Annotated in this window: 28 protein-coding genes; 15 read left to right on the forward strand and 13 right to left on the reverse strand. The window is 68.6% G+C overall.

Annotation, left to right across the window (positions count from 1 at the left end; genetic code table 11):
- The 7 genes from ACPL7H_RS17390 to ACPL7H_RS17420 all read left to right on the forward strand — a co-directional run.
- The coding region (locus ACPL7H_RS17390; protein WP_424798041.1) for a hypothetical protein at positions 1–470 on the forward strand (470 nt) is incomplete at its 5' end.
- Positions 467–907, forward strand: a complete 441-nt coding sequence (locus ACPL7H_RS17395) for a hypothetical protein (protein WP_424798042.1) — start codon at positions 467–469, stop codon at positions 905–907. The genes ACPL7H_RS17390 and ACPL7H_RS17395, both read left to right, overlap by 4 nt.
- Positions 897–1,313 (forward strand): hypothetical protein, encoded by a 417-nt coding sequence (locus ACPL7H_RS17400; protein WP_424798043.1) that lies wholly within the window; start codon positions 897–899, stop codon positions 1,311–1,313. The genes ACPL7H_RS17395 and ACPL7H_RS17400 overlap by 11 nt, the downstream gene beginning before the upstream one ends.
- A gap of 16 nt (positions 1,314–1,329) precedes the next feature.
- Entirely contained in the window at positions 1,330–1,488 is a 159-nt protein-coding gene (locus tag ACPL7H_RS17405; RefSeq protein ID WP_424798044.1) for a hypothetical protein, read from the forward strand.
- Entirely contained in the window at positions 1,485–2,471 is a 987-nt protein-coding gene (locus tag ACPL7H_RS17410) for a hypothetical protein (RefSeq protein ID WP_424798045.1), read from the forward strand. Before ACPL7H_RS17405 ends, ACPL7H_RS17410 begins: the two co-directional genes overlap by 4 nt.
- A 3-nt stretch (positions 2,472–2,474) precedes the next feature.
- Positions 2,475–2,735 (forward strand): phage holin, encoded by a 261-nt coding sequence (locus ACPL7H_RS17415; protein ID WP_424798046.1) that lies wholly within the window; start codon positions 2,475–2,477, stop codon positions 2,733–2,735.
- A gap of 123 nt (positions 2,736–2,858) precedes the next feature.
- Positions 2,859–3,050: a hypothetical protein gene (locus tag ACPL7H_RS17420; protein ID WP_424798047.1), complete on the forward strand. Its 192-nt coding sequence runs from the start codon at positions 2,859–2,861 to the stop codon at positions 3,048–3,050.
- A 382-nt stretch (positions 3,051–3,432) separates the two neighbouring features.
- Here ACPL7H_RS17420 and ACPL7H_RS17425 read toward each other — a convergent pair whose 3' ends face one another.
- The 3 genes from ACPL7H_RS17425 to ACPL7H_RS17435 all read right to left on the reverse strand — a co-directional run bounded on the left by ACPL7H_RS17425 (position 3,433) and on the right by ACPL7H_RS17435 (position 5,824).
- The gene (locus tag ACPL7H_RS17425) at positions 3,433–3,648 is read right to left on the reverse strand and encodes a hypothetical protein (protein ID WP_424798048.1); all 216 of its coding nucleotides are present in this window, start codon (positions 3,646–3,648) and stop codon (positions 3,433–3,435) included.
- 360 nt (positions 3,649–4,008) lie between these two features.
- Positions 4,009–4,887: an SDR family NAD(P)-dependent oxidoreductase gene (locus ACPL7H_RS17430; RefSeq protein WP_424798049.1), complete on the reverse strand. Its 879-nt coding sequence runs from the start codon at positions 4,885–4,887 to the stop codon at positions 4,009–4,011.
- The gene (locus tag ACPL7H_RS17435) at positions 4,874–5,824 is read right to left on the reverse strand and encodes an aldo/keto reductase (RefSeq protein ID WP_424798050.1); all 951 of its coding nucleotides are present in this window, start codon (positions 5,822–5,824) and stop codon (positions 4,874–4,876) included. Before ACPL7H_RS17435 ends, ACPL7H_RS17430 begins: the two co-directional genes overlap by 14 nt.
- A 130-nt stretch (positions 5,825–5,954) precedes the next feature.
- On the opposite strand from ACPL7H_RS17435, the gene ACPL7H_RS17440 reads away from it, so the two are divergent.
- A complete protein-coding gene (locus ACPL7H_RS17440) occupies positions 5,955–6,440 on the forward strand; it encodes a MerR family transcriptional regulator (RefSeq protein WP_424798051.1) in 486 nt (161 codons plus the stop codon).
- Here ACPL7H_RS17440 and ACPL7H_RS17445 read toward each other — a convergent pair.
- Genes ACPL7H_RS17445 through ACPL7H_RS17465 form a run of 5 tightly spaced genes read right to left on the reverse strand, consistent with a single transcriptional unit; the run spans position 6,437 to position 11,133 of the window.
- Positions 6,437–7,258 (reverse strand): LytR/AlgR family response regulator transcription factor, encoded by an 822-nt coding sequence (locus tag ACPL7H_RS17445; protein ID WP_424798052.1) that lies wholly within the window; start codon positions 7,256–7,258, stop codon positions 6,437–6,439. The two genes, ACPL7H_RS17440 and ACPL7H_RS17445, sit on opposite strands and share 4 nt — an antisense overlap.
- Before the next feature lie 56 nt (positions 7,259–7,314).
- Positions 7,315–8,652 (reverse strand): histidine kinase, encoded by a 1,338-nt coding sequence (locus ACPL7H_RS17450; RefSeq protein WP_424798053.1) that lies wholly within the window; start codon positions 8,650–8,652, stop codon positions 7,315–7,317.
- Positions 8,652–10,313: a solute symporter family protein gene (locus ACPL7H_RS17455; RefSeq protein WP_424798054.1), complete on the reverse strand. Its 1,662-nt coding sequence runs from the start codon at positions 10,311–10,313 to the stop codon at positions 8,652–8,654. The genes ACPL7H_RS17450 and ACPL7H_RS17455 overlap by 1 nt, the downstream gene beginning before the upstream one ends.
- The gene (locus tag ACPL7H_RS17460; protein WP_424798055.1) at positions 10,310–10,633 is read right to left on the reverse strand and encodes a hypothetical protein; all 324 of its coding nucleotides are present in this window, start codon (positions 10,631–10,633) and stop codon (positions 10,310–10,312) included. The genes ACPL7H_RS17455 and ACPL7H_RS17460 overlap by 4 nt, the downstream gene beginning before the upstream one ends.
- Positions 10,630–11,133, reverse strand: coding sequence for a hypothetical protein (locus ACPL7H_RS17465; RefSeq protein ID WP_424789241.1), 504 nt, complete (start codon positions 11,131–11,133; stop codon positions 10,630–10,632). The genes ACPL7H_RS17460 and ACPL7H_RS17465 overlap by 4 nt, the downstream gene beginning before the upstream one ends.
- 260 nt (positions 11,134–11,393) lie before the next feature.
- Between ACPL7H_RS17465 and ACPL7H_RS17470 the strand changes: the two genes are divergently transcribed.
- Together ACPL7H_RS17470 and ACPL7H_RS17475 are read left to right on the forward strand one after the other, a co-directional pair.
- Complete coding sequence (locus ACPL7H_RS17470) at positions 11,394–11,723, forward strand: DUF4212 domain-containing protein (RefSeq protein WP_424789240.1); 330 nt, start codon at positions 11,394–11,396, stop codon at positions 11,721–11,723.
- Positions 11,720–13,405 (forward strand): sodium:solute symporter family protein, encoded by a 1,686-nt coding sequence (locus tag ACPL7H_RS17475; RefSeq protein WP_424798056.1) that lies wholly within the window; start codon positions 11,720–11,722, stop codon positions 13,403–13,405. The genes ACPL7H_RS17470 and ACPL7H_RS17475 overlap by 4 nt, the downstream gene beginning before the upstream one ends.
- 75 nt (positions 13,406–13,480) lie before the next feature.
- Here ACPL7H_RS17475 and ACPL7H_RS17480 read toward each other — a convergent pair whose 3' ends face one another.
- Positions 13,481–13,834, reverse strand: coding sequence for an ArsR/SmtB family transcription factor (locus ACPL7H_RS17480; RefSeq protein ID WP_424798057.1), 354 nt, complete (start codon positions 13,832–13,834; stop codon positions 13,481–13,483).
- 16 nt (positions 13,835–13,850) lie between these two features.
- Here ACPL7H_RS17480 and ACPL7H_RS17485 point away from each other — a divergent pair, with 16 nt between their 5' ends.
- On the forward strand, positions 13,851–14,327 hold the full coding sequence (locus ACPL7H_RS17485) for an SRPBCC domain-containing protein (RefSeq protein WP_424798058.1): 477 nt from the start codon (positions 13,851–13,853) through the stop codon (positions 14,325–14,327).
- Positions 14,324–15,034, forward strand: a complete 711-nt coding sequence (locus tag ACPL7H_RS17490; RefSeq protein ID WP_424798059.1) for a DUF899 domain-containing protein — start codon at positions 14,324–14,326, stop codon at positions 15,032–15,034. The genes ACPL7H_RS17485 and ACPL7H_RS17490 overlap by 4 nt, the downstream gene beginning before the upstream one ends.
- 16 nt (positions 15,035–15,050) lie before the next feature.
- On the opposite strand, the gene ACPL7H_RS17495 is transcribed toward ACPL7H_RS17490, so the two are convergent.
- On the reverse strand, positions 15,051–15,707 hold the full coding sequence (locus ACPL7H_RS17495; RefSeq protein ID WP_424789235.1) for a uridine kinase family protein: 657 nt from the start codon (positions 15,705–15,707) through the stop codon (positions 15,051–15,053).
- 94 nt (positions 15,708–15,801) lie between these two features.
- Between ACPL7H_RS17495 and ACPL7H_RS17500 the strand changes: the two genes are divergently transcribed.
- A complete protein-coding gene (locus ACPL7H_RS17500) occupies positions 15,802–17,193 on the forward strand; it encodes an MFS transporter (RefSeq protein ID WP_424798060.1) in 1,392 nt (463 codons plus the stop codon).
- 75 nt (positions 17,194–17,268) lie between these two features.
- On the opposite strand, the gene ACPL7H_RS17505 is transcribed toward ACPL7H_RS17500, so the two are convergent.
- Both ACPL7H_RS17505 and ACPL7H_RS17510 read right to left on the reverse strand, forming a co-directional pair.
- Positions 17,269–20,076 (reverse strand): aconitate hydratase, encoded by a 2,808-nt coding sequence (locus tag ACPL7H_RS17505; protein ID WP_424798061.1) that lies wholly within the window; start codon positions 20,074–20,076, stop codon positions 17,269–17,271.
- Positions 20,077–20,367: 291 nt separating this feature from the next.
- Positions 20,368–22,002, reverse strand: a complete 1,635-nt coding sequence (locus ACPL7H_RS17510) for an MDR family MFS transporter (protein ID WP_424798062.1) — start codon at positions 22,000–22,002, stop codon at positions 20,368–20,370.
- A gap of 125 nt (positions 22,003–22,127) precedes the next feature.
- On the opposite strand from ACPL7H_RS17510, the gene ACPL7H_RS17515 reads away from it, so the two are divergent.
- Both ACPL7H_RS17515 and ACPL7H_RS17520 read left to right on the forward strand, forming a co-directional pair.
- Positions 22,128–22,775 carry a TetR/AcrR family transcriptional regulator gene (locus tag ACPL7H_RS17515; protein WP_424789231.1) on the forward strand — a complete coding sequence of 216 codons (648 nt, stop codon included), beginning with the start codon at positions 22,128–22,130 and terminating at the stop codon, positions 22,773–22,775.
- A gap of 67 nt (positions 22,776–22,842) precedes the next feature.
- Positions 22,843–24,726, forward strand: a complete 1,884-nt coding sequence (locus ACPL7H_RS17520) for a heavy metal translocating P-type ATPase (RefSeq protein WP_424798063.1) — start codon at positions 22,843–22,845, stop codon at positions 24,724–24,726.
- A gap of 13 nt (positions 24,727–24,739) precedes the next feature.
- Here ACPL7H_RS17520 and ACPL7H_RS17525 read toward each other — a convergent pair whose 3' ends face one another.
- A complete protein-coding gene (locus ACPL7H_RS17525; RefSeq protein WP_424798064.1) occupies positions 24,740–25,669 on the reverse strand; it encodes a VOC family protein in 930 nt (309 codons plus the stop codon).
- Positions 25,670–25,829: the final 160 nt, after the last annotated feature.

The following is a 25,829-nucleotide window of genomic DNA, read 5'->3' on the forward strand; positions in this document are numbered from 1 at the left end:
CGACCGAGATCGGCCGCGCACAGGTCACCGCCGGGGCTTCTGACACCAACGCGTCCGGTGTCAGCATCAGCACCGCGCAGCGGCCGGTGGCGAGGCTGGCGGGCACCCCGGAGACCACCACGAGGGAGGTGTTCACCGGCCCGGCAGCGTTGGCGCCGGCGGGCGGGTCCACCATTGTCTCGGCCGAGTTGGTCCGCGACACCGGCCCTGACGGCACCGCCACGTTCATCTTCCGCGCCACCATCCGGGGAGTGTCCTTCTCCGCGGGTGCGCTTGCGCAGACGATCGCCACCATCCCCACCGCGCACCGCCCCACCACCGCAGGCGCCGCCATCGGCTCCAACGGTGGCACCACGCAGACCTACCAGGTCCTCTCCGGTGGTGGTCTGCGTCTGGCGAACTCCTCCCACTCCCGCACCACCACCGATGACCTGCTGGTCTCCGGGTCGTGGATCCGGATGCCCGAATGACCGGCTGCCCCCTCGAGAAACGCGGCCAGGTGCTCGTCGTTTTCGCGTGGATCGCGCTCACCCTGGGCGCCCTTACGTGGCTGCGGCTACCGACCGTGCCGGTGGAGGGTGTCGTCCACACGCACCTGCCGCCGGTGGTCGAGGTCGGCAAATGGGTGGTCGCCGCTGCCATCGCCGCCACCGCCGCGTTCACCCGCCGCTACCGGCTGGGATACGCCGCCCTGGTCGGGGTGGTCGCTTTCCGGGGCGCGTCCCTCGCGGCCGGGTGGGTGGTGTGGGTGATGTCCGAAGGCGCGGCCGGGACCCCCACCGGGTGGGCGCAAGCCCTGGAGTACGCGGGGTTCGCGGTCTTGTTGATCATCCTGGCTGGGCCGGACGACGGGACGGTGAGAGCGGTCGAGCACCCAACGCCGGGAGGTGTCGCCGATGCTGCGTGATATCCCCGGCCCCGTGTGGGGTGCGCTGGCGACGATCCTCGCCGGGACCCTGACTTTCCTTGGTGTGTGGCTGTCCACCAAACAAACCGACCGCGCCACCCGCGTGGAGCGGCGCGCCAAGGCCGCCGAGAACGAGGTGGACCGTGACCGCCTCCGCCTGCACCAGTACGAGGGCCTGGTGGACCGCATGGAGAAGCGCTTGGAGGCCGTTGAGAGCCGCGTGACCCACCTGGAGGCCGAACTCGCAAAGGAGCGGCGGGAGCGCCGGCAAGAGCGCGAAGCCTTCGAGGTCCGCCACCGGTCCACGGTCCGCTACCTGCGGGACGTGCTGGCATGGGCAGGCATGCACCTGCCGGGGGTCCCACCGCCCACGCCACCGACCGACGTGGCAGCAGACCTCACCTGACCACAAGGAGCCCACCATGACCGAACCCATCGACCTGCCCGAACTGGACGAACCGCCGCAGGTGTGGCGCGACGGTGAGGAACTGCTAGCCGAAGAGGCAGCGAACCCCGACCCCGCAACCATCGCCGCCAGCGAGACCGCCGGTGCCGACCTGACCGACTGGGTGGAACAGTGAGCAACCCCTGGGACCCCGCACTCACCGCCGCCCGCGTCATCCAGACCGCGATGCGCGACTACGGCGTGAACTGCATCATCCAACTACGCCAAGGCGCATCCCGCTCTGGGTGGCTGACCCCCATGGCCACCAGGGCCGGGGTGATGTCCCACCACATCGTCAGCAGCCGCTCCCACGGCACCACCCCGTTCTACAACCTCGTGCGCAACGGTCGCCCCGGCATCCCCGGCCCGCTCGCCAACGGCTACGGCGGCTGGGACAAGGTCTACCGGATCATCACCATGGGCTGGGCCAACCACTCCGGCGCTGGCGGGCCCATCACCCTCGCCGGTCGCCGCATCCCCCGCGACAACGGGCGCCCGTACTTCTGGGGCACCGAGTACGAGGGTGGTCTGCGGGCCTCGGACTGGCAGCAGGACGACTACCACGGGTGGATGGCGACCTGCAACGCCGCGCTCCTGGACGTGTTCAACCTGCCCACCAGCGCGCACCTGGAGCACTCCACCTGGACCACCCGCAAAGTGGATCGCCTCGGCTACACCGCCGCCACCGGGCGCACCCGCATTGCAGCCGTCCTCGGCCGCACCAAGAACACCACCACCTCACAGAAAGATTGGTTCACCATGGCCACCGAAGCAGACCTACGCCGCGTCGTCGGTGAAGCACTCGACGCCCGCGCCGGTGCCGCCGTGCACCGCTTCGACTTGGCACCCACCACCGGCGGCGGTGTCACCCTGCCCGCCGAGAATCACGCCGCCCGGCAGAACCGCATGGCGCGGAGCGTGCACGCCATGTCCAGCGAACTCACCGCGCTGCACGGTGAACTCGCCTCCCTGCGCGCCGCCGTGGCATCCCTGGCAGCCAACCAAGGAGCCGACCCCGCCCAGATCATCGCAGCCGTGCGTGAGGCCGCCGACAAGGGCGTGGCCGAAGCGCTCGCCGACCTGCGTATCACCCTGACCGCCGCACCCGAGGAGGACTGACCCATGCCCAAGGCCACCGACACCCCCCTGATCCCCGCCCGCGTCCGCGACTGGCTCTACCCCGTCGCCTTGGCCGCCCTGGCAGTGGCTGGCGGGTATGGGCTGCTCAGTGAGTCCGAGATCGCACTGTGGGGCGCCCTGGTCGCCGCGCTACTCGGGCTGGGCACCGCCACCGCCTACCGGCCCCACAAGACCGTGGAGCCGCTACAGGCTGAGGTCGCCGTCGCCAAAGGCGTGCACGAAGCCCGGATGCGCACCCGGTGACATGCGACACCTGGCCCACCCCCGCATCCAGGTAGACGACCGGCCCGAGCACGTCGCCTGCCCTGAGTGCGGGTATGAGTACACCGGCCCCGGTGCACGGCTCGCGGCGTCAGAGTGCTGCTGGTGGGACTGATGCACCCACTGACCGGCTGTGAGCGCAGCCGCGACCAGTTACTCGACCTGGTGTGGACGCTGTGCCTCGACATCGCAGCCAGGACCGGCCACGAGCCCGAGGTTGTGGCACTCACCCACGGACTGGTACCGGCGCACGCCCCGAAAGTTGTGACCACGAACAGGGCCGCCGCTCAGGCATAACTTTCAGATTAGACGCACCCACGAACGACAACGCCCCCACTCGAGTAGCCCATCAACGGGCCGCTCGGGTGGGGCGCTTTCTTGTGCCCGCTGGCCGTTACCTTGGTAACGACATCCCGGCGTGTCGTGCTGTCTGGCACCCTGTGGCCTGTCCGGCGGTTGGCTTGATATCCTGCCTAAAACGGCATAGGCGCATGGGTTGCAGTCGCGGGTTCAAGTCCCGTCACTCACCCCAATGCGAGCCCCAGCGTTTCGGCGCCGGGGCTCGCTGCGTCTCAGCGTTCGCCCGCGAGCATTGCGCACCATTCCAGGCCTCTGCGCGTGGCCCACCACCCTGATCAGGGCCGGAGCCATGGTGGGGCGTGTCCCGCCCAGACCATCCTCAGAGGCGCAGCCACGCGAAAGAGTTCAGGTCGAGTGCCTTCTGCTGCTCCAACTCGACGTCGCCTCGGGCGCGGTGCCGCCGGAACGCGGCCTCCCGCGCGAGGGTCGAGTCGCGGCCGATTCCAGCAGGAGGACTCTTCGCCCAGTGAATGAGCGAATGCCCTGCCGAGTACGCGACCCGACGGGGGATCAGGTGCAACTGGCTGATGGCCATCGGGACTCCTCATCGTGAGTTCTTGGGTCGCTCCTCCTCACCTCCACGCGGTGGAGGAGCATCTGTGGATGGGAATGGCGCTCGGATCGTCTCTCTTGCTCTTAATCGACCCGGGATCTCGCCGAGAATCAGCGCCGGATCACCGTTGTGATGCCTATGACGAACAACTGTGCAATCTGGAGCGCGCTCAAGGTCAAGGGCAGTGAGTTGCCGGTAGCACCGGCCTCAGCGGAGAACGTGTCCAGGGTCTGCACACCGAGGGCCCCGAGACGTTGTGCGATACCCGGAACGGCGCCTGAGGTAGACCCCAGACCAGCGGCGCATGACGGCGTCACAACCCGGCGGCGCCGTTCGCCATCCTCAGTCCGAGAACGCCCCCGCGGTCAGGTTGATCGCCGCCGAGGTGAGGGACGCGCCGGATTCGCCGGCCGCGAAGACCGCGAAGGCACCCGCCTCCTCGACCGACGGGAGACGGCCCAGCATGGTTCCGCTCTCGAGTTCGGTGAGCACCTCGGAGGCCTCGGCCTCGTCGGTGTAACTACTGCCGTAGTCGCGCGCCTGCAGGATGGACTCCCGGAATCCGCCCGTGCGGAACCATTGCACGCGGATGCCGAACTCCCCCAGTTCGACGGCGAACTGGCGGTACAGGCTCTCCACTGTGTGCCACGCGATCGCCGTCGAGCCCATCAGGGGGAATGGCGGCCCGTGCCCCACCATGGTCTGGATCACTCCGGATCCACGGTCGATCATGGTCGGGGCGACGCAGCGCACCGTGTTCATGTGTGCCCTGGCGAGCGTGACCAGGGTGCGCTCCAGGGCGCCGACGTCGAGAGCGTGCAGCGGCGTTCCCTGCGCCTCCTCGTACGTCACCGCGTTGTAGAGAACATCGATCCGACCGTCGACAGCGACAACGTCTCGGGTGAGGCGCTCAACGGAATCCGAATCCGTGACGTCCAAACCATGAGCGCGCGCTCGTCCGCCGGTGGCTGCGATGGATTCAGCAACCGCGGCTACCTTCGCTGCGGTGCGCCCGGTGAGGTGGACCGACGCACCGGAGGCAGCGAAGGCCCGGGCCACTGCGCTTCCCACCGATCCAGCTGCGCCGTGGACCAGCGCTACCTTCCCCTTCAGGCCTGACACTGTCATCGCGTCCTCCCCTGCTGCTCGTGCCCGGCCCATTATTCCCGACCGTCCAGGCTGGCAGTACTGAACCTCCTGCGAGGCATCAGCCTGTCTCATCGAGTAGGCGCACCTGCTCGGCGTCCAGGTCCAGGTGTCCGGCCTCCATGGCCAGATCGAGTTGCGCGGTGGTGCTCACCCCGACCACCGGGCGGATTCCCTGCGCCAGCAGCCAGGCCAGGACCACCTGGCTGCGGGTAGCACCGGTCTGGCCGGCGACCACATCCAGGGCCTGCAGGCGCCGGGTGTTGCCGATGTGCTCGAATGCCTCGTGCACAGGCTTGTCGGGGTTGTCATAACTGCCCGACATCAACGGACTGTACGCCCAGATCTCCAGCCCGTTCGTGCGCGCGAGGTCCCGCTGCTCGGCGTTCAGCACACCGAAGGCGTGTTCCACCCCGGGCGTTCGCAGACCCGGCCGCACGTGCAGGTACGTGGCCAGGAGTTGCAGCGCGTCGATCGGCATCGTGCCGCCGGCACGGGCCAGGCCACGAGCCTGCTCCACCCGCCAGGCCGGATGGTTCGAGGCCCCCACCCGCCTCACCTTCCCGGACGAGGTCAGCTCGCCGAGAGCCTCGACGGTCTCTGCCATCGGGGTGCTGCGGTCCTCCTGGTGGAGCCAGAACATGTCCACCTCCGCCACCCCCATCCGCTGCAGGCTCGTCTCCAGCCCCTGCAGGATCGCGCGCCGGGATAGGCCTTCACGCTGCTGCGGCCACGAACCGGGCCACAGCGGTTCGGCGCCCACCTTCGTGGACAGGCGGATCTGGTCCCGCAGGCCCGGGCGCGCGCTCAGCCAACGGCCCAGCATCTCCTCACTGGCCCCGCCGGCACCGGAGTCGCTGAACCAGAAGGTGTAGCAGTTCGCGGTATCGACCCATTGCCCGCCACGCTCCACGAAACGATCCAGCAGTGCGAAGGACTGCTCCTGATCGATTCGGGCGCCCAACAACATCGCCCCGAATACCAGTGGAGAGTTCATCGTGGTGGTGTCCATGGCGGATAACTGTGCAACCTGGAGCGCACTCAAGGTCAAGCACCTCTCTTACTTATCCATCCTGACCGGCCCGAACCCCGCTCGAGGAAAACCTTGACCTGGAGTGCACTCCAGGTAGCACCATGAGTGCATGAGTGAGATGCACGCCCCCCTGGAGCGCGAGTCGATCGGCGAGGTGGCCCATCGCACCGGGATACCGGTGGAGACGTTGCGCTTCTACGATCGCAGCGGTCTGCTCGGCGACCTACCCCGCACCGCGGCGGGCCACCGGGCCTTCGACGCCGCCTCCCTGGGACTGTTGGATGTGGTGATCCGCCTGCGCCGCACCGGGATGCCGGTGAGCCAGGTACGGGACTTCGTCGCCCTGGTACGCACCGACACCGACCGGGCCGGGCGCATCGAGATCCTCCGCGCCCACCGCGCCCGAGTGGTGGACCAGATCTCCCAGCTTCAGGGCGACCTCGGCGTGATCGACTGGAAGATCTCCGCCTACACCGCGGCGGAGCAGGGCCGGGAGATCCCGGAGCCACCTGCCCGGTGGCCCGCCGTGACGGACCTACTGCCACCACTCGATGACCTGCGGGCCGGGGAGAGGACCGGTACCGAAGGGGCCTAGATCCCCAGCCGCTGGCGCAGCTCGCGCACTTGTCGGCGCGAGACCTCCACCCGGCTGCGCTGGCGATCGTTCATCAACAGCACCAGGCTCCCCCGGAAGTCCGGCACCAGCTCGCGCACATAGCGAAGATTCACCAGGTAGGACCGGTGCACCCGCACGAAGTGCCCCTGCAGCCGGCGCTCGAGTTCATTGAGGGAGAAGGACACCAGCACGCTCTCCTCGACCAGCTTGAGCGAGGAGTATCCGCGGGAGGCGGCGGCGTAAACGATCGCATCCCCGCTCACCAGCACCGTACGACCGTCCTTCTGCACGGGGATCCGCACCAGGTCCGGCGTCACGGGTGGCGGTCCCTCCCGGCTCGGCGCCCGGGCGGCCTCCCCCTCCCGGTGCCGCTGCGGCTCGGCCGTTGCGCCGTCGTCATTCCCGTTGCGCTCCGGTGCCACCGACAACGCTCGCTCCACCGCTCGCCGCAGCCGGTCGGCGTCGAAGGGTTTGACCAGGTAGTCCGCGGCGGCCAGGTCGAAGGCGTCGACGGCGTGGTCGGGGTAGGCGGTGGTGAAGATGACCTGCGGGCGGTGCTCCATCTCGCCCAGGGCAGCGGCAACCTCGAGGCCGTTCAGCCCGGGCATCCGGATGTCCAACAGCACCAGGTCGTACTCCAGGGACCGCAGCAGCACGAGCGCCTCCTCACCGTTGGTGGCCTCCCCCACCACCTGCACCGGGGACCCCTCGATCACCTCGCCGATCTCCTGGAGGAGGTAGCGCAACTCTTCCCGGGCCGGGGCTTCGTCATCGACGATCAGTGCGCGGGGCTGCATCCGACCCAGCATAGGGCTGGGTCGGGCCGGCGAAGGGTGGACCGACGTGCCCATGGCTACCGCATCGGGACGGTCAGGTCCACCACGGTCCCCCCGGACCTGGGTGTGGAGATCTGCAGGTCGTACCGGTCGCCGAAGAGGGCGTGCAGACGCTCGGAGATGTTGCGCAGACCCACGCCGGCGTGGGCCCCGGGCAGCGTGTCCCGATCGGCCGGGGAGGCGAGGTCCTCGGCCCGTTGGTTGTGCTGCTCGGTCAGGGTGGCCAGCACTGCGGCGTCGATGCCCTCGCCGTTGTCGCTCACCCGGATCGACACGGTGCGGGTCAACGGATCGACCCGGGCCCGCAGCCTGACGGTGCCGCCCTCCTTCTTACCGGCGATGCCGTGCTTGACCGCGTTCTCCACCAGCGGCTGGATGGTCAGCACCGGCACCCGCGAGGTGAGCACCTGCGGGTCGATGTCGTAGCGCACATCCAGGCGCTCACCGAAGCGCGCCTGCTCCAGGGACAGGTAGGTGCGCACGAAGAAGTACTCCTGGGCGAACTCGGCGAAGTGGCCCTCCTGGCGCACCGCGTACCGGAAGAACTCGCTCAGCCGTAGCACGAGTTCGCGGGCCTCCTCTGGGCGGGTGCGTGCCTTGGAGGCGATCGTGTTCAGGATGTTGAACAGGAAATGCGGGTTGATCTGGGCGCGCAGCGCGTCCAGGCGCGCATCGGTGGCCAGCCGACGCTCCCGGTCCAGTTCGGCCAGTTCCAGGTGCAGGGAGAGCATGTTGGCCATGTCCTCCACCAGGCCCTTGGGCGGGATCTCCGCCCGCGCCTGGTACACCCCCAGGGTGCCCACCACGCGCTGGCCGATCCGTAGCGGGGCGATGACGGCGGAGACCACCTCACAGTCCGGTTTGCGGCAACCCACCCCGGCCCGGTCCCGCACCAGTTGGGTACGGCCCTGGCGCACCGTGCGCGGCGCCGCGGAGGTCTGCATGGCGGAGCCGGCCACGTGGTGGTCCTGGCCAGGACCCACGTAGGCCAGGATGTCCTCGGTGTCGGTGATGGAGACCGCATCCCCAGAGAGCATCGGGCGCAGCAGTTCGCAGGTACGCCGCGCGGCATCCTGGGTGAGTCCGGCACGCAACGGCAGGGTTCGCCCGGCCGCGGCCAGGTCCCGGAACCCGCGCTCGGAATCGCCCTGACGCCCACCCCCGCGTACCCGGCCACGGTCCCGCGGCCCGCGCAGCACCGAGGGGTAGCCCAGCACCACGGCCACCGTGATCGCGACACCGGCACCGACCGTGGGCAGCACCGTCAGCGGGGGATCCACCACCAACTGGGTGACGACGTACAGCAACGACCAGATGCCCACCACCACGGCGGCCAGGGTCACGCTCCCCCGCATCAGCCCTGCCCTCCCCGGTTACGCCGACCAACACGCCCGCGCACACCGGTGCGCTCCCGCCCCCGGCCCACCATCATGCTCGCCAGGCGCTCGGCCTGCCGGTCCGCGGCGGTGCCGTGCATGGTCAGCCAGGCGGCATCGGTTCCCTGCGGCCGGGGCGTGCGCAGCGAGACCAGCACCGTCACCGCAATGGCAATCGGGGCGGCCACCAGCGTGGGCGCGGACATCAGATCACGCAACGCCGAGGGGTCCATGAACTCCGCGGACAGCACCATCGTGATCGCCAGACCACCACCGGTGAACATCCCAGCAGTGGCAGCGGCGGCGGTGATACCGCGCCACCAGATCGACAGCACCACCACCGGGGTGAGCGCGGAACCGGCGATCGCGAACGCCCAGGTCACCATGGTGGCCACGAGCGAGGGGGAGGTCGGGGCGAAATCGTCGGTGCGCAGGGCGATGGCCAGCCCCGCGGCCAGTCCTGCGCCCAGCAACGTGGTCAGACGTCCGGCCCGCACAGCCTGCTTCTGGGTCGCGCGCGGGTTGATGTAGCGCTCGTAGACGTCGTGGCCCCACGTCGCCGCGGAGGCCAGCAGCAACCCGGCCACCGTGGACATCGCCGCGATCAGCGCGGCTGCGGCGACGAAGCCGAGCCCGGACTGACCGCCATAGAGGCGTCCCAGTACCGGCAGGGCGTGCTCGGGTACCCGCAGCACCCCCTCCACGGTGAGGTCGGCCAACCAGGAGTGTTCGGTGGCCGCGGAGGGGATGATGTCGCGGGCAGCGGTACCCAGCAGCACGGCCATCGCGTAGAAGGCTCCGACCAGCACCAGGACCCACAGCGTGGTCGTGCGCGCCGCACGACCGGTGGGGGACGTGAAGTACCGGTTCATCACGTGCGGCAGACCCGCGGTACCCATCGCCAGGGTGACCACCAGCGCCACCTGCCCCACACGCCCGCCACGCAGGCCCACCTCGGGATCGGCGACGCCCGCCCCTGTCGCGTGGGAGAAGTTCAGCGGGTCGGCGTTGCCGTAGTGGAACCCGTCCACGCTGACCGTCACCGCCAGCCACAACAGGGCTGCGAAGAGCAGCAGGAACTGCACGGCCTGGTTCCACGTGGTGCCGCGCATACCTCCGAAGGCGACGATGACGGCGATCACCGCGGTGGACAGCAACACCCCGGTGACGTAGGGCGACAGACCGAGGATCCCGTGGCCCACGAGCAGTTCCCAGGTGATACCGCTGCCCAGCGACTGCGGGATCAGATAGCACAGGATGACCAGTTGGACGACGCCGACCGCGCTGAGTCGCACCCGGTGCGACTGCAGCCGGCGGCCCAGGAAGTCCGCCAGGGAGAACTCCCCGAACCGCCGCAGCGGCGCTGCCACGAACAGCAGCACCGGAACGAAGCCCGCCGCGAACCCCACGGCGTACCAGGCGCCGTCGAGACCGGAGGCATACACCGCAGCAGCGACCCCGAGGAACGAGGCGGCGGACAGGTAGTCGCCGCAGATGGCCCAGGAGTTGGTCACCACACCGACCCGTTGGCCGGCCAGGTAGAAGTCAACGGTGGAGGAGTTGCGCGGCCGGGTGGCCACCGATACGCCCAGCACCACCACGACCACGGCCGTCAGGGTGACGACCGCCGTCAGGCTCAACCCTCCTCCGCTCCGGTGTCATGGCTCTCGGAGGAGGTCCCACCGAGCATGCGGGACTCGACCGAGGAACTCAGCGTGGCGGCCGCGATCCCGATCACGGCGAACACGATGTAGAGCCCGACGGCGGCCACCAGGAACGCCGGGCTCAGCCCTCCGAGCAGCCGGGACCGGGTCCACCACTCCAGCGTCATCGTCAGCACCGGGAAAGCGCCGAGCACCGCGAGAAAGACCACGAAATAGGTCACCGCGATCCGGCGCAGCGTCCGGAACGCGGCGTCGACCTCGGCAGGGGTGTCCTGGACTTCGGGATCGCCGCTCACCTCGTGCGGGGCGCTTCCTTCCAGTGCCGCAGCATCGTCCACGCGGCCTTGATGAGCACGACGGCCCCGCCCCCGGCGAGCACCACCCCCATGCCTGGCAGGAAGGAGCCCCAGGCGGTCTGCATCGAGCCTGCCACGATGTTCCAGGCCTGCAGCAGCACGATGATCGCCACCAGCACCCCCGGCACCGCGGCGTGGCCGATCGCGAGTCTGCGTCTCGGCACGAAGGCGCCGGCGAAGGCGAGGAAGCCCAGTGCCAGGGTCGCCACACCGGGGCCGTCGGTACCACGCAGCGCGAAGGACTCCCCGGTGATCTGCTGGGTCAGGGTCACGTAGACCCACGGCAGGAAGGCCGCCACGATGAGCATCAGGCCACCGGTAGCCATCCCCCAGCTACCCGGGTGGAACACCCCCCATCCAGTGGCTTTGCCGGCGCGGAGGCGGGCAGCGACCCCGGCGAGTCCGGGTCGTGTGGTGTCCTGGGACGCCGTTGTACTCATGGGCCCATCCTAGGAGTGCGGCCGATCACCGGCGAGGGTTGTGGCCGTTCGCCCCACGGGCGGCGCCCCCGGCGCCACGAGTGGTCGGCATGGGCCCACGAGCGGCTGACCACAGGGCCGGGAACCGCTGATCGGCCCCACCCCACCGTCCGGGCACGCCCAGCCACCGCCGGCGAAATAGGCACCGGGTCTGCGTTGTGTGCCGGCACGTCGTGCAGTTGGTTGGGGCCACGCCCTCGCGGACCAATGAAGGGAGCCTCATGTCCGAGGTGACACGCGACAAGCCCGGTGGGGATGCGCCGCCACCAGCCGACAGGAACGACTGGCGGCGCCGCTACTGGAAGAAGAACCTGCGACTGATGATCGTGCTGCTGGCGATCTGGTTCACCGTCTCTTTCGGCTTCGGCATCCTGCTGATCGAGCCCCTGAACAACATCGTCATCGCCGGTTTCCCGCTCGGCCTCTGGTTCGCCCAGCAGGGTTCCATCATCACCTTCCTGATCATCATCGGTATCTACGCCTTGCGGATGGACCGGATCGACGATGAGTTCGGCGTCTCCGAACGGAACGGGAACGGTGACCGGCTATGAACGACATGCAGGCCTGGACCGCCTTCTTCCTGCTGCTGACTTTCGGGATCTACATCACGATCGCCTGGCGCTCCCGGGTGAAGGAGACGAAGGAGTTCTACGTCGCCTCCCGGGGCGTGCCGACCATCGCCAACGGGGCTGCCGTCGCCGCGGACTGGATGTCCGCGGCGAGTTTCATCGGCATGGCCGGCATGCTCGCCTTCCTGGGATCGGACGGCTCGGTCTACCTCATGGGCTGGACCGGCGGCTATGTTCTGCTGGCCATGCTGCTGGCCCCGTACCTGCGCAAGTGGGGCAAGTTCACCGTGCCGGAGTTCGTCGGTGACCGGTACAACGACACGGTGCGTTGGGTGGCGGCCGTCGCCGCCATCGTCATCTCCTTCACCTACGTGGTCGGCCAGATGACCGGTGGCGGGGTGGTGTTCGCCCGATTCCTCGGGCTGAGTTCGCAATGGGCCGTGGTGGTGGCCGCGGCGGTCATCTTCTTCTACGCCGTGCTGGGCGGGATGAAGGGCATCACCTACACCCAGGTGGCGCAGTACGTCGTGCTCATCACCGCCTACCTGATCCCGGCCGTGGCCGTGGCCCAGCAGATGACGAACATTCCGATCCCGCAGATCTCCTACGGCACGATCCTGGCCGAGTTGGATGCGTTGCGGTTGGAGTTCGGCCTGGACCGCTTCACCGAGGCGTTCGCCGGGCGTGACGGCGGCCAGCTCGACGTCTTCCTGGTGGTCGCCTCGCTGATGCTCGGGACCGCCGGCCTGCCGCACGTGATCATCCGCTTCTACACCACCAAGACGGTGCGCGGGGCGCGCTACTCCGCCTTCTGGGCACTGTTCTTCATCTCGCTGCTCTACCTGACCGCCCCAGCGGTCGGTGCCTTCACCAAGTTGAACCTGCTGCGGGACGCCCAGGGTTCCACGGCGGAGGGCCTGCCGGACTGGATCGCACCCTGGGCCGATGCCGGCTACGTGACGCTGAACAGCGACGGCGTGATCCAGACCATCTCGAACTCACCGGCCTCGGGTGCGGACCTGATCATCTCCAACGACATCCTGGTCCTGGCATCCCCCGAGATCGGCGGGCTTCCCGCGCCGATCATCGGGCTGATGGCGGCCGGCGGCATGGCCGCGGCGCTGTCGACGGCTGCCGGACTGCTCCTCGTGATCTCCTCGGCCACCTCCCACGACATCTACTTCCGGATGATCTCCAAGGAGCGCGCCTCGGAGAAGAAGCAGATGCTCGTGGGCCGGGTCGCGATGGTCGGAGCCGTGGTGGTGGCGATCTTCGGCGGGCTGAACCCGCCGGCGTTCGTGGCCCAGGTGGTGGCCTTCGCCTTCGGGCTGGCTGCCTCCACCTTCTTCCCTATCCTCATCCTGGGCATCTTCTGGAAGAAGGCCAATGCCACCGGCGCGGCCGCGGGCATGCTCACCGGTCTGCTGTTCACCGGCGGGTACATGCTCTACACACTGGAGGTCTTCGGCCTCAGCGCGAACGAGCACATCTTCGGTATCTCCCCGGAAGGCATCGGCGCAATCGGTGCCGTGGTCAACCTCGTCGTGACAGCGGTGGTCTCATCGCTGACGCGACCCCCGTCACCGGAGGTGCAGGAAATGGTGGAGTCCATCCGCTACCCCTCTGCCACGGTGGACACGGACGCCGAGAAGGCCGACGCCTGAGAGTCGGCCTGCACGCGGCCCGCCCCGGTCGCCCATCGGGGCGCGCCGTGCCGGCTCATCGGTTCAGGGCAACGATCACTCCTTCACCGCACCGTCGGCGTCGAGTTCGGCCAGCAACGAGACAGCAGCGCGGGTGTAATCGCTGATCCAGCGGTCGTGTATGCGCTTGATCGGCAACGGCGCCAGCGCCAGGTGCCGCTCCCGGCCCACCTTGCGCCCGGTCACCAACTCGGCACGCTCCAGCACCCGCAGATGCTGCAACACCGTGGTGCGGTCCAGTTCCGGCAGGACAGCGCACAACGACCCGGTGGTGTGCGAGGACACCCTGAGCGCATCGAGCATCCGCCGGCGAACCGGGGAGGCGAGCGCCTTGAAGACCCGGTCGTCGTCGGGTTCCGGATCGGGCCCCTTGCCGCCACCGTCAAACATGTTGTTAACTTACAACATGTCTACCGATGATGCGCTGACCGAGATCTCCTTCACCGTTTCCGGCCGGATCGGGCGCCCCCGCGAGCAGGTCTACGAAGCCGTGGCGGACCCGGAACAGCTCTCCCGGTACTTCACCACCGGCGGCGCCCAGGGCCGACTCTCGGCCGGAGTGGAGGTGACGTGGGACTTCGCCGACTTCCCCGGCGCCTTCGGCGTCCGCGTTCTCGAGGCCGACCCACCTCGTCGCATCGTGATCGAGTGGAGCGGCGAGGCCACGACCGGCCAGGACGGCACCAGCCGGACCACGTTCGAGTTCGAACCGATCGACGACGGGACGCGCACCCTGGTCACCATCACCGAGTCCTCCTGGCAACCCACCCGGGCCGGCGCCCGGGCGGCCTTCGACAATTGCGAGGGATGGACCAGCATGCTGAATGCGCTCAAAGCATGGATGGAGCACGGGATCAACCTGCGCGAGGGCTTCTACCGATGAGGCACACCGGCCCGCAGGTGGTGGACCGAGCCACCTGGGAGGACGCCCGGGGCGTGCTGCTGCAACAGGAGAAGGCACTGACCCGGATGAAGGATGCGATCAGCGCCGCCCGCCGGCGGATGCCGATCGTGCGGGTCCGATCCGACTACGCCTTCGAAGGGCCCGAGGGCAGGGTCACCCTGCTCGAGTTGTTCCAGGGCCGCGACCAGCTCATCGTGCAGCACTTCATGTTCGCTCCGGACTGGACCCAGGGCTGCGACGGGTGCTCGATGATGGCCGAGCGCGTCGGACCGCTCTCCCACCTGCACGCCCGGCGCACCTCCTTCGTCCTGACCTCCCGGGCCCCGCTCCCCCGGTTGCTCACCTTCCGGGACCGGATGGGCTGGGACCTACCGTGGTACTCCACGATCGGCGACGCCTTCAACACCGAGTTCGGCGCCACGGTCGACGGCGAGGAGCACCAGGCGATCAGCGTCTTCCTGCGTAGGGGCTCGCAGGTGTTCCACTCCTGGTCCACCCACGCGCGTGGAGAGGAACCGTTCATGATGGTCCTGGACCTGCTCGACCTGACCCCCCTGGGCCGCCAGGAGGAATGGGAGAACTCACCACCCGGTACCCCTCAGGATCCGACCTACTCCTGGATGCGCCTGGCCGATGCCTACGCGGAGGCACCACCGGAGGGGAATTGCCACGGGCCGAGTGATTAAGGCGGTGACCGGCGCACTATCCCGAATGCAGCACCAGATCGAAGTTTCCCGGCGGCATCACGTGGGTGAAGTAGTAGTCCTCCGCTCCCGCCCAGCGCGCGCTCCAGTCGGCATGCTCATCCTCACCGTCGCGCGCACGCAGTCGCCGGATCCGTACCTCATCAGGGACCCGTAGCAGGACGGCCAGGTCCAGAAGGTCACGCAGTTCGGGCCGGCAACTGTAGGCACCCTCCAGGATCACCACCGCCGCCACCCGGGCGTGCACCGGCACCCTCGAGAACGGCGGCGGCTCCCCGTCCCAGTCCGTGGCGTCCCAGTCGAACGGGTGCCAGGTGGCACTCCCGTGCTCACGCAGCGCCTCGAGCACCTGGCGTTGGCGCCGCCAGTCGATCACGCGCTCGGCCTGCTCGGCAACGGTCCGCCGATCCCAGGTGAGCGCGCTTCCCCCGGCGTAGAAGTCATCTCCGTCGATCACCAGCACGGCGCCGGACTCGTCCGCGTCCAGACCGGTCGCGACGACCTCGGCGAGCGTGGACTTGCCGGCGCCGCTGCGGCCATCGATCCCCACGAACCGCGGCGCCCCGTCGGCGGCGCTGAGACGCCACAGCCGATCCACCAGCACGGCGCCCGGCTCCTCCGGGACTGCCCCGCGCGCGCTCTCAACCGGCCACATCGGCCCATCATCCCGTGCCGAGGACGTCCCGCGCATCACCCGGGAGCCAGAGATGCACACAAGCCCCGATCGGGCGCAGTGAGACGATAGGTCCGTGACTGGCGTCGCGCTCGGCTCCGCCCAGGGCCGGTGGGTGGTGCTGACGGCGACGCTCGCCTCGGCGATCGCGCTGCTGGATGGCACCGTGGTCAACGTCGCCCTGCGCCCCATCGGGCTGGACCTGGATGCCACGCTGGCGAACCTGCAGTGGGTGGTCAACGGCTACATGCTCACCCTCGCCGGGCTCGTGCTCGTGGGTGGTTCACTCGGGGACCGGCTCGGCCTGCGGCGCATCTTCCTTATCGGGACCGCCGGCTTCGCCATCACCTCGCTCGCGTGTGGCCTCGCGATCAGCATCGATCAACTCATCGCCGCGCGGGTCCTGCAAGGGGTGGCCGCTGCCCTGCTCACCCCGAGCAGCCTGGCGATCATCCAGGCCACGATCACCGAAACGGACCGGCCGCGGGCGATCGGGGTCTGGGCGGCCTGGTCCGGTATCTCCAGCGCGATCGGCCCCCTGCTCGGGGGGTGGCTGATCGAGATCCTGTCCTGGCGATGGGTATTCTTCATCAACCTGCCCCTGGCAGCCCTCGTGGTCCTGATCGCGTGGCGGTACGTCCCCAAGTCCCCCGGCATCGCCCGTGATCAACGGTCGCGATTCGATGTCACCGGCGCCGCCCTGGCCCTTATCGGTCTGGGCGGCATCACCTACGCGCTGATCCAGGGCGAGTGGCTGCCCGCCCTGGTGGGGCTGACCGCCCTGGTGAGCTTCGTCGTCGTCGAGCATCACACTCCCCATCCGATGCTTCCGCTGGGCGTCTTCACCATCCGAGCCTTCTCCGCGGCCAACGTGATGACGTTCGTGAGCTACGGAGCCCTGGGCGCACTGATGTTCTTCCTGGTGCTGCAACTGCAGGTGGTCAGCGGGTACAGCCCGCTGCAGGCCGGCCTGGCCACGGTGCCGTTCACGGTGCTGATGTTGCTGTTCTCGCCCCGGGTGGGCGCGCTGATGGCGCGCACCGGTGCCCGGTTCCTGATGAGCGCCGGACCCGCCCTGGCCGCGGTCGGCGTGCTACTCCTGGCCACCATCGGAGCCGAGGCTCCGTACGCCACGCAGGTGCTGCCCGGTGTCGCCCTCTTCGGCGCCGGGATCACCCTGATGGTCACCCCGCTCACGGCCACGGTGATGGCCGCGGTGCCGCGGCACCAGGTGGGGATCGCCAGCGGGGTGAACAACGCCGTCGCCCGGGCGGGCAGCCTGCTGGCGGTGGCGGCGCTGCCGGCGATCGTCGGCCTCTCCGGGGACGACTACGCGATCCCGGAGGTCTTCAGCGCCGGCTACACCGCGGCCATGTGGTGGTGTGCGGGCTTCCTGGTCCTGGGTGCGCTGATCTCGGCGCTTTTCATCCCCGGTAGCCGTGCTCAGACGGCCGGGGCGGCGGCGTAGAACTCGGTGACGGACCTGATCAGGTCGCGCAGATCGGGCGGGTCCCTTGCGCGCCTTCCGGGAGACGCGCCCGCCTCAGTCCTCGAGCAGCTGACGCAGCACGTAGGGCAGGATCCCGCCGTGGCGGAAGTAGGCCGCCTCGGCCGGGGTGTCGATGCGCACCCGTGCCTGCACCTCCCGGGTCTGCCCGTCGTCGTCGGTGATACCCACCGTGACCGTCTCCGGGACCGAGTCCACCCCCTCCAGGCCGGTGATCGAGTAGGTCTCCTCACCACTCAGCCCGAGATCCTCGGCGGACTCCCCTTCGGGGAACTGCAGCGGCAGCACGCCCATGCCGATGAGGTTGGACCGGTGTATGCGTTCGAAGGAGGCGGCCAGCACCGCCCTGACACCCATGAGCATGGTGCCCTTGGCGGCCCAGTCACGGGAGGAGCCCGAGCCGTAATCGGCGCCGGCCAGGATCACCAACGGGGTGCCGTCGGCAACGTACTTCTGCGCGGCGTCGAAGATGCTCTCCGGCTCCCCGTCGGGCAGGTGCCGGGTGTAACCACCCTCGACCTCGGGCACGAGTTTGTTCCGCAGGCGCACGTTGGCGAACGTGCCACGGATCATCACCTCGTGGTTCCCGCGCCTCGAACCGTAGGAGTTGAAGTCCTTCACCTTCACACCGTGGTCCTTCAGGTACCTCCCGGCCGGGGAGTCGGGCCGGATCGCCCCCGCCGGGGAGATGTGGTCGGTGGTGACCGAGTCCCCCAGGTAGGCCAGCACCCTGGCACCGGTGATGTCACTCATCGGCTGCGGCTCGCCCGGCATGTCATCGAAGTAGGGGGGCCGGCGCACATAGGTGGACTCGTCGTCCCAGTCGAACGTCTCGGACTCCGATATGCCCATGTTCTGCCAGTTCTCATCGCCGGTGAACACATCGGAGTACCCGTCGGTGAACATCTGCGCCTCGACCCCGGCATCGACGGCCTCCTTGACCTCCTGGGCGGTCGGCCAGATGTCGCGCAGGTAGACGTCCTGGCCCTCGGCGTTCTGCCCGAGCGGTTCGCGCAACAGGTCGGTGTGCATGGTGCCGGCCAGGGCGTAGGCGATCACCAGGGGCGGTGAGGTCAGGAAGTTCATCTTCGTCTCGCCGTGGATGCGGCCTTCGAAGTTGCGGTTGCCGGACAGCACCGAGGCCACCGTGAGGTCGTGACCGGTGACGGCTTCGCTCACCTCGGGGATCAGCGGGCCGGAGTTCCCGATACAGGTGGTGCAGCCATACCCCACGAGGTTGAATCCGAGCTGGTCGAGGTAGGAGGTCAGTCCGGTGCGCTCGTAGTAGTCCGTGACAATGCGAGAACCGGGAGCCAAGGAGGTCTTCACCCACGGCTTGGACTGCAGGCCCTGCTCCACCGCCTTCTTCGCCAGTAGTCCGGCGCCCAGCATCACCGAGGGGTTGGACGTGTTGGTGCAGGAGGTGATCGCGGCGATCACCACGTCCCCGTGGTCCAGGTGCGCCGGGGAATCGTCCAACATGATCTCCACCGGGTCCGAGGGCCAGGACGACGGTGACTTCGCGGTACCGGTCCGCGGCGGATCGTCACGCTCGGTCAGGGTGCTGACCGCGATCGGATCACTGGCCGGGAAGGACCCGGCCGAGGCGTCGTCCAACCCGCCCTGGACGGCGTCGTCGTGCTCCCATCCGGCGAGCAATCCGCGGATCGTGCCCTGGGCGGCCTTGAGCGGGATCCGGTCCTGGGGACGGCTGGGACCGGCCAGCGATGGTTCGACCGTCCCCAGGTCAAGTTCGACCACCTGGCTGTAGTCGGGCACATGATCCGGGTCGTGCCACAGGCCCTGCTCCTTGGCGTAGGCCTCCACCAGGGCGACCTGCTCGGCCGAGCGGCCGGTCAGGCGCAGGTAGTCCAGGGTCTCGGCATCGACCGGGAAGATCGTCACGGTCGAGCCGTACTCCGGGCTCATGTTGCCCAGGGTGGCGCGCGTCGCCAACGGGACGCTGCCGACCCCGGGGCCGAAGAAGTCCACGAACTTGCCCACCACCCCGGTGCTACGCAGCAGTTGGGCCACGGTGAGAACCAGGTCGGTGGCGGTGGTGCCCTCCGGTAACTCGCCGGTCAGTTTCAGGCCCACGACCCGCGGGATCAGCATCGACAGCGGCTGGCCGAGCATGGCGGCCTCGGCCTCGATCCCGCCCACACCCCAGCCCAGGACACCCAGACCGTTGATCATCGGGGTGTGGGAGTCGGTGCCGACCAGCGAGTCGGGGTAGGCCACCGGCCGCCCGTCACGTTCGGAGGTGAAGACCACCTGAGCCAGGTACTCCAGGTTCACCTGGTGGCAGATACCCGTCCCCGGCGGCACCACCGAGAAGTCATCGAAGGCGCTCTGGCCCCAGCGCAGCAGTCCGTAGCGTTCGTGGTTGCGCTCGAACTCCAGGTCGGTGTTGATCCGGAAGGCATCGGAAGAGCCGAACACGTCGGCGATCACCGAGTGATCGATCACCAGGTCTGTGGGGATCAGCGGGTTGATCTTGGCAGGGTCACCTCCGGCAGCGGTCATGGCATCGCGCATCGCGACCAGGTCGACCACGCACGGCACCCCCGTGAAGTCCTGCATCAACACCCGGGCCGGGGTGAACTGGATCTCGGCGCTGTCCTGCGCGCCCGCCTGTGGGTCCCAGGCCAACATGGCCTGGACCTGTTCGGCAGTGACCACCCGCCCGTCCTCGTTGCGGAGGAGGTTCTCCAGTAGCACTTTCAGGCTGTAGGGCAGGCGCTCTGCTCCTTCCACCGCGTCGAGTCGGTGGATCTGGTACTGGACCTCACCGACGCGCAACTGGTCGCGCGCACCGAAACTATTTGCAGTCTTCGCGGCCACAGCATGCTCCTTCGAACGCAGTTGGCGTGCCGCTGAGACCATCGACGTGGCTCGTGGCGCCGCAGATCCCAGACGCACCTGTGCTTCGCACGGTACAACCCTTCGGCGAGCGGCGCACCAGGTCCCGGCCTCGGATTGAAGGGATGACCCCGGCGGCGGCGACCACGACCGGGATGAGCGACCACACCCGCCGGGCAGGGCCGGGCCGGGTCCTGGTCCTCCAGGTCGGGAGGACGTCCCGGGCCAGGCTCCCGGGGAGGATCAGCAGCACCCGGACCGGTCGTGCGGACCCTACCGGTCAGATCCGGTTCCGCCCGCGTCTCGTCCCGTGCGTTCCGGTGCGTCGACACCCACCCTCGCGTGCACGGCGATCGAACCGCGCGCGTCTGCAGGATCGTGCAGGGTGGTGCGCAGCGGGATCGACTTGACCAGCATGGAGGCGATCACCGCCAGCAGCACCAGTGGCACGGCCGCGAGGAAGACCGTGTGCAGCGCATCGGCCATCCCTCGGCGCACCGCCTCGGCCATGGCCTCGGGCAACTCGGCCAGCAAGGTCGGATCGAGAACCGAGTCCGCACCCAGGCCTTCGGCCGGAAGCACCTCCTCGACCCCCTCTGGCAGGTGGTGCGGAATCGTGGTGACCATCCTGGAGGTCATGATGGTCCCCAGCACCGCCGTCCCAACCGTTCCCCCGGTGTTACGGAAGAACTGGATCGTCGCGGTGGCCACGCCGAGGTCACGCTGACTCACCGCGTTCTGCACGATGATCGTGAACGGCTGCATCGATCCGCCCAGTCCGGCGCCCAGCACCACCATCGCCACGGTCAGCTGCAGTTCGGAGGAGCCGTAGTCCATCCGCAGCAGCAGACCGAACCCGGCCAGCATCGTCAGGGTGCCCCCGACGATGAAGACCTTGTACCTCCCGGTCCTCGTGATGAGGAACCCGATCACGATGCCCACCACGATCATCGCCAGACTCATCGGGATCATGATCGCTCCGGACACGGTGGCGCTGACACCGAGGACTCCCTGGGCGTAGACCGGGATATAGAAGATCGCGCCGAACATGCTCATCGCGATCATCAGGCTGGCGATGTTGGAGAAGGTCAGGATCGAGTTGCGGAACAGACGCAACGGGAGCACCGGTTCCTCGGCCCGCAGTTCGATCAGGATGAAGGCGGCGAGCAGTACCATGCCCAGCGCGAACAGGCCCAGCACCTGCGGTGAACCCCACGCGTAGGTGGTGCCGCCCCAGGAGGTGGCGAGCAGGATCGACACCAGTGCGGCGGCCAGCGTCACGATGCCGGCCACGTCGATCTTGGCCCTGCGTTGCACGTGCGGCACATGCAGGTACTTGGTGATGAAGACCAGTGCCACCACACCCACCGGCAGCGCGGCGTAGAACAACCATCGCCAGCCCCAGTGGTCGGTGATCCAGCCACCGAGCAACGGACCGGCGATCGAGGTCACGCCGAACACCGCGCCCATGAACCCCTGGTACTTGCCGCGCTGACGTGGGGGGATGATGTCGCCGATGATGGTCTGGGACAGCGTCATCAACGCGCCCATCCCCAGGCCCTGGACCCCGCGAGCCGCGACCAGCCACCAGAAACTCGGGGCCAGTCCGGCCAGGATCGAGCCGAGCAGGAAGATGCTCAGGCCGGCCAGGTAGAACGCGCGCCGGCCGTACAGGTCGGACAGCTTCCCCACGATCGGCACCACGACTGCGGACACCAGCATCGCCGCCGTCGCCAGCCAGCTGTAGTGATCGATGCCGCCGAGGTCGGCCACGATGATCGGCATCGCCGGAGAGACGATCGTCTGGCTGATCGAGGCCACCAGCATGCCCAGCAGCAGACCGATGAACACCATCCTGGATGCGCGACTCAGTCCCCACGTCGGTGCGGGGCTGACTGAACCAGTCATGCGTGAGGTGCTCCTTGATCCCTGGGTGCGCACACGGCCCCAGGACGCGATCGAGCGTAGAGGCAATAGTGCAGTAACTGCAACTTTGCAGTTACTGAACCAGTCTTCCGGTACGCTACGCGGTGATGTCCACCAAGCGAGCCTCCGTCCCGGTCCAGCCGCACGCTGCCGGTGACGACGGCGTTCGATTGCGGGAGCGGAAGAAGCGCACCACGTGGCGGGCACTCCAGATGGCCGGCCTGTCCCTGGTGGCCGAGCGCGGCCTGCACGCGGTCACGACCGAGCAGATCGCTGCTGAGGCGGGGGTTTCGCAGCGGACGCTGTTCAACTACTTCACGAGCAAGGAGGACGTCCTGGTCGGGACCGATCCGGAACTGGCACCCGCCCTGGCCGCGATCCTGCGGGCGCGCCCCGCGACCGAGCCGCCGCTGGAGTCACTGAAGCAGGTGTTCGTGGGGTACGCCGAGGCGATCGCGCAGGATCAGCACCGGTGGCAGTTGCGTATGCAGGCGGTCGATGACAATCCGGAACTCCTACCCGCACTGGTGGGGTCCTCAGCGGTGATCGGGCGGGAACTGACCCGCGCCGTCGCCGCTCGCACGGGAATGGACCCGGATTCCGAAACCTATCCGTCCCTGGTCGTGAACGTGTCCCTGACCACGCTGCGAACGGTCCTGCACAAGCACGCGGCTGCCGGGTTCGCCGGGTCGTTGACCGCGCTCACCGCAGCAGCGTTCGACGCCGTCATGGCGGGCCTGCCCAGCCCCGACTGATGTGACGGACCGCGTTCTGGGACATCGGGCCCACTCATCACTGAACCCCTGGCGATATGGTGCCGCCATGAGGGCGCTTCGATTCATTCGTACGCAGCCGTTGGCCATCGTGGCGTTCGTCGCCATCATCGTGGCGCTGGTCCTCACCGCGACCGGGCAGCCCACCGCGGTGGCTGTGCTGGCGATCGGGGTCATCGGTATCGTCATCGCCGTCACCGCCTGGGACATGTTCCGCGATCTGATGGCCGGGCACTGGGGCCTGGACATCCTGGCCGTGGTGGCCATGGTCGCCACCTTGATGGTCGGTGAGTACATCGCGGGCCTCATCATCGCGCTCATGCTCACCGGCGGGGAGGCGCTGGAGAACTACGCCGCGCACCGCGCCAGTCGTGAACTGGACCTGTTGGTCAACCGGGCCCCGTCCTTCGCGCAGCGGATCGGCCCGGGCACCTCGGAGGTCGAACGCATCGCCGTGGACGAGGTCGCTGTCGGGGACCTACTGGTGGTGCGCTCGGGTGAGGTGGTGCCGGTGGACGGCACCCTGGTCTCCAAGCGAGCGGTGATCGATGAGTCCTCGGTGACGGGCGAGCCGATCCCGGTCACCTACGCCGGGGACGACTCGATCCTGTCCGGGACGGTCAATACCACCGAGGCGTTCACCCTGCGTGCGGACAAGGTCGCCGCGGACTCCCACTACGCCTCGATCGTGCGTCTGGTCACCGAGGCGGTCGAGTCCCGGGCGCCGATGGTGCGCCTGGCCGACCGGTACGCGGTGCCCTTCACGATCCTGTCACTGACCATCGCCGGACTGGCCTGGTACATCAGCGGAGACGCGACCCGGTTCGCCGAGGTGCTCGTGGTGGCCACTCCGTGTCCCCTGCTGATCGCCACGCCGGTGGCCTTCATGGGCGGGATGAGTTCGGCGGCCAGGCTGAACGTGATCGTCAAGGAGGGCGGCGCGTTGGAGACCCTGGCCCGGGTCCGTTCGGCCGCCCTGGACAAGACCGGCACCCTGACCAAGGGCAAGCCCATCGTGGTGGACATCAGGCCGGGCGAGGAGTCGGCGACCGAGACGCTGCGGGCGGCGGGTGCCGTCGAGCAGTACTCGGTGCACGTGTTCGCCGACCCCATCGTCGCCCACGCCCGGGCCGACGGGTTGCCGTTGCCCGACGTCACCGCCGCCGAGGAGATCGCCACCAACGGCGTGCAGGCCACGCTCGCCGACGGCACGAGCGTGCGCGTGGGCAAGCCGACTTTCATCGAGGAGGTCACCGGCCCGGTGCAGCGGACCGAGCTTCGCCCGGGTGAGACCGCCGTCTACGTCTCCACCGGCACGCGGCTGGCCGGGGTGATCGTGCTCTCCGACCCGCTGAAGGACAACGCCGCCGAGACCGTGCAGCGCCTCAAGGACCAGGGCGTGCGCACGATCGCCATGGTCACCGGCGACGTGGCAGCCACCGCGAAGTCGATCGCGGCACAGGCCGGGATCGAGGACGTCTACGCCGAAACCACCCCGGGAACCAAGATCGAGGTGGTGCAGCAACTGCAGCCGAGGCCGGCGCTGATGGTGGGTGACGGTATCAACGACGCGCCGGTACTGGCGGTGGCCGACGTCGGGATCGCGATGGCGGCACGTGGGGCCACGGCCGCGAGCGAGTCCGCCTCTGCGGTGATCACCTCCGAGGACATCGGCCGGGTGGCAGATGTGATCCACGTGGGCCGGCGCACCGTCAGGATCGCGCTGCAGTCCATCTGGTTGGGCATCATCATCTCGGTCGGCCTGATGCTGGTAGCGGCGTTCGGGTACCTGCCCGCTGTCGTGGGTGCCCTGCTGCAGGAGGTGGTGGACCTGGTCGCGATCCTCAGTGCCCTCCGTGCGCTGCGGATCCACCGCGAGATCCAGACCGCCAAGGTCACCGGACACCCGCGAGCCCTGGCCCCGGCGCGCTGAGCGAGCGTGACGGTCAGCGACTGAGCAGTTCCTCGGTGCTCGTGCCGGGCAAGGCGACCGTCACCTGAGTACCCCACGGATCCTTGACTACCAGCGAGCGCCCGGTGTCCTGGTGCTGGACCTGCTGAGCCGACAACCGGGCCACGAGTGCGTCCAGATCCTCCCGTCGGGGCACAGTGATCGCCACGTCGCCCAAGCCCAGGGTGGCCGCGCGGGGGCCCGCCTCGCCGCTGTTCCAGGTGTTCATCGCCACGTGGTGGTGATAGCCGCCGGCAGCGGCGAACAGGGCCCCTGGGTAGGTCTCGACCGTAGTTTCGAACCCGAGGAGATCCACGTAGAACTTCCGCGCGGAAGTGATGTCGCCCACCTGCAGGTGCACGTGTCCGACCGTGCCGGCACGGCGCGCTCCGGCTGCCAGAACGTCCTCATCGAGGTGTGCGCGCAGGTAGGCGTTCGGGTCGAGGAAGTTGGACGCCATCTGCAGTTGGCCGTCGCGGAAAGTCCACTCGGAGCGGTCCCGATCGACATAGAGTTCGATGCCGTTGCCCTCCGGGTCGGTGAAGTAGAAGGCCTCGCTGACCAGGTGGTCGCTGGAGCCGACGAACCGACTGCGGGGATCCTGGGCCGCCCGATACACCGTGGCCGCCAGGCTGGCCTTGTCCTCGAACAGGAAGGCGGTGTGGAACAGTCCGGCTTGCCGCGGGTCCACCGCAGGAAGGCCGGGCGTGGAGATCAACCGGACCAGGGGCACCTCTCCGCGCCCCAGCACCCGGTGCACACCGGCCGCCCGGGACCGCTCCTCGATCGGCTCCATGGCCAGCGCCTCGGAGTAGTAGGACGACATCAGGTCAAGATCCCCCACGTGCAGGGTGACGGCGTCCATGGCGGTCTGCGCGGCGAGGGTCTTCTCGCTCACCGCTGACGAACTGGCGACCTCGGTCATCGGTGCGCCTCCTTCTCGACTGGGCAAAGTAGTTGAACGTGCAATCACCAGTGTAGTGGTGGATAGTTGAAAGTACAACTACCCGGCAGGAGGTGCACGCCACACAGACGGGCCCGCCGATCCCTCCGACCGACGGGCCCGTCCCGGCTTCTCGCTGCCG

The sequence above is a fragment of the Pseudactinotalea sp. Z1732 genome, from assembly GCF_049724975.1.
Classification (GTDB): domain Bacteria; phylum Actinomycetota; class Actinomycetes; order Actinomycetales; family Beutenbergiaceae; genus CALKWS01.